Origin of the sequence: Burkholderia sp. Nafp2/4-1b (assembly GCF_003635165.1) — a bacterium.
GTDB lineage: Bacteria > Pseudomonadota > Gammaproteobacteria > Burkholderiales > Burkholderiaceae > Burkholderia.
On sequence record NZ_ML058663.1, the window covers coordinates 1 to 2,147 of the forward strand.

The following is a 2,147-nucleotide window of genomic DNA, read 5'->3' on the forward strand; positions in this document are numbered from 1 at the left end:
AGCCACACCTTGCCCGCATCCGCCGAGCGCAGGAAAAAGACCATCCGCTGCCGCAGCAGCTTCTGCTGGATGCCCGTCGCGCGACTGACCTCCTTGGCCGTCTGGCTGCGAATCCACGTGCCGGTTTTACGAAGGGTGCGGCGCCAGGCCGCCTGCATGGCCGCGGGCGGCAGGCCCGCGAGCGCTTCTAGCGCCCCTTTGATGTCGATCTCGACTTTGAGCAGATCCATCGTGTCTCCCGTCACCTGAGCATCAGAATCGTCCAGCCGGTGCCATCCGGATGCAGCTCCACCACCCGGTATCGGTTGCCGCCTGCCACCACCACGCTGCCTTCGCGCACCACTTGCGCATCGTCGTCGGTGACGTGCAGCACCGGCGCGACGAGCTGCGTGCGCTGGCTGCCGAGATCCGGCCCCAGCCAGGGCGCCATGAACATGCCCAGCACCGGCCGGCCGTCGATCGTCACGTCGTCGTCGGCCAGGTCGCGTTTGACCGCCGCATCGACCGCCGCCATCAGGTCCCGGAACGCCATCTCAGACCTTGAGCTTGACGATCGCCTTCGGGCGCGTGCACAGGTGCACCGGGTTCGACTGCGCCTCGATATCGACGCCCTTGCCGAACTGCGCGAGCTCCTGCTTCGCGTAGTACGGCAGGCCTGTGGTGTTGACCGCTTCGACATAGTCGGCGGGCGCAAAACGCGTGATGAACAGCTCCGGCACGCCTTCGGGCACCGCATACGCTTCGTCATCGGCCACATAGCCGATATCGCCCACGCGACCGCGATAGCGCTCGAAGGTGCAGCCGCCGAAGTCGAACGCGTCGCGCGCGTCACCACGCAGCGATGCGGCCATCGCGGTCGCGAGGTACGTTTCCTTGACCGTCTTCGCGACGATCAGCTTGTTCCAGAACGCCCGGCCGCACAGCACCCGCACGCCCGTGTAGGTCGTCGCGCCCAGCGCGTCTTCGATCGCGTCCTGCACCTCCACGCACTTCACGCGGATCTCGGTATCCGCCTTGCCCAGCTCGAACGGGATCACGGTCTGCTCGATGCCGAAGTATTTGAGCAGGTCGATCAGCACCGTCTTGCCGTCGGCGTCGAGCACCGCGCCCTTGATTGCGCCGACCCGGTGGAATTCGTGGGTCGCATCGAGCTGGCGGCGCAGTTTGCTCAAGCGCCGGTTCACCACCGTCTGCAGCGCTTCGAGCTCGCTTTCCGAGCCGAAGGCCCGCAGGTTCTGGATCTCGTCGGCCTTCACGAACGCGCGCTGCGGCAGGTGCACGGTATTGAACGGGATCATGCTGCGCTTGCTGCCGACCACGATCGCCGACGGTGCGCCGCGCTCGCCGGCCGCCACCAGCGACAGCGTGTCGCCGTCGCGCTCGATCTGCACGGTCGTGGTCGTAATGCCGTCTTCGTCAAAGAGACCCAACGCGCCGACACGGCCGGGCACATGCGGTTGCTCGTTGATCGCGGCGGTAAGCGACGACAACGAGAACGCGTCGTCTTGAAACAGGGCGATATCCGCCATAAACGCTCCTACGGAAATGAGATTAAAAAAAAATGTGCTTCAGCGCACGATCACGTGGCGCTCGGCGAGATCCGTGCGTGCGGTAGCATCGAGCCCCGTCAGACGCACGGCGGCCACTTCGGCGAGCCGCACGATGCCGGTCGCGGCGCGCGGGGCGTCGGATGCGGGCAACGGCGCGTACAGCACCGCGACCGCCACTTCGGAACCATCGTCCGCGGCATTGTTGTATGGCGCGTATTCGCCGGTACCGATCACGCCCAGCAGTTGACCGGCCGGCAGCGCCGGGCCGGCGATCACCGTGATGCGCTCGCGCGAGATCTCGCCATTGCCCTCCGACACCAGAAACTCGGCCGTCTGGCTGCCTTGTACCTTGATGTTCGACATGCGTGTTCCCCTCCTCGGGTATCTTCAAAGTTACTTGGGGCTCTTGCGAGCCGCATAAATGGAGGCCGCCCGGGGCGCATGCGCGACCACGGCGGGCTCGTTGTGCGCGCTCGGTTGTGCGCGGGGATTGATGCGCGACTGCGAGGCTGTGACCCGCTCGAACAAGCGCGCGCGCACGTGATCCGGCGTCAGGCCGTCCGCCACGAACTGCGCGGTCAGCTCCGGCACGCTCGC

The 2,147-nt window shown here is 66.3% G+C and carries 3 protein-coding genes and 2 pseudogenes; all 5 read right to left on the reverse strand.

Going from position 1 to position 2,147, the window contains the following annotated elements:
• Positions 1-230 (reverse strand): annotated as a pseudogene (locus tag C7H84_RS35300) (phage tail protein); the annotation flags it as partial.
• 11 nt (positions 231-241) lie between these two features.
• Positions 242-532 carry a hypothetical protein gene (locus tag C7H84_RS35305; protein ID WP_121863109.1) on the reverse strand — a complete coding sequence of 97 codons (291 nt, stop codon included), beginning with the start codon at positions 530-532 and terminating at the stop codon, positions 242-244.
• 1 nt (position 533) lies between these two features.
• Entirely contained in the window at positions 534-1,529 is a 996-nt protein-coding gene (locus tag C7H84_RS35310; protein ID WP_121863110.1) for a major capsid protein, read from the reverse strand.
• 39 nt (positions 1,530-1,568) lie between these two features.
• The gene (locus tag C7H84_RS35315; RefSeq protein WP_121863111.1) at positions 1,569-1,913 is read right to left on the reverse strand and encodes a head decoration protein; all 345 of its coding nucleotides are present in this window, start codon (positions 1,911-1,913) and stop codon (positions 1,569-1,571) included.
• 30 nt (positions 1,914-1,943) lie between these two features.
• Positions 1,944-2,147: pseudogene (locus C7H84_RS35320) on the reverse strand (Clp protease ClpP); the annotation flags it as partial.

Coding starts and splice junctions, on each gene's coding strand:
- C7H84_RS35305 (WP_121863109.1), bottom strand. CDS start 532: ATGGCGTTCCGGGACCTGATGGCGGCGGTCGATGCGGCGGTCAAACGC.
- C7H84_RS35310 (WP_121863110.1), bottom strand. CDS start 1,529: ATGGCGGATATCGCCCTGTTTCAAGACGACGCGTTCTCGTTGTCGTCG.
- C7H84_RS35315 (WP_121863111.1), bottom strand. CDS start 1,913: ATGTCGAACATCAAGGTACAAGGCAGCCAGACGGCCGAGTTTCTGGTG.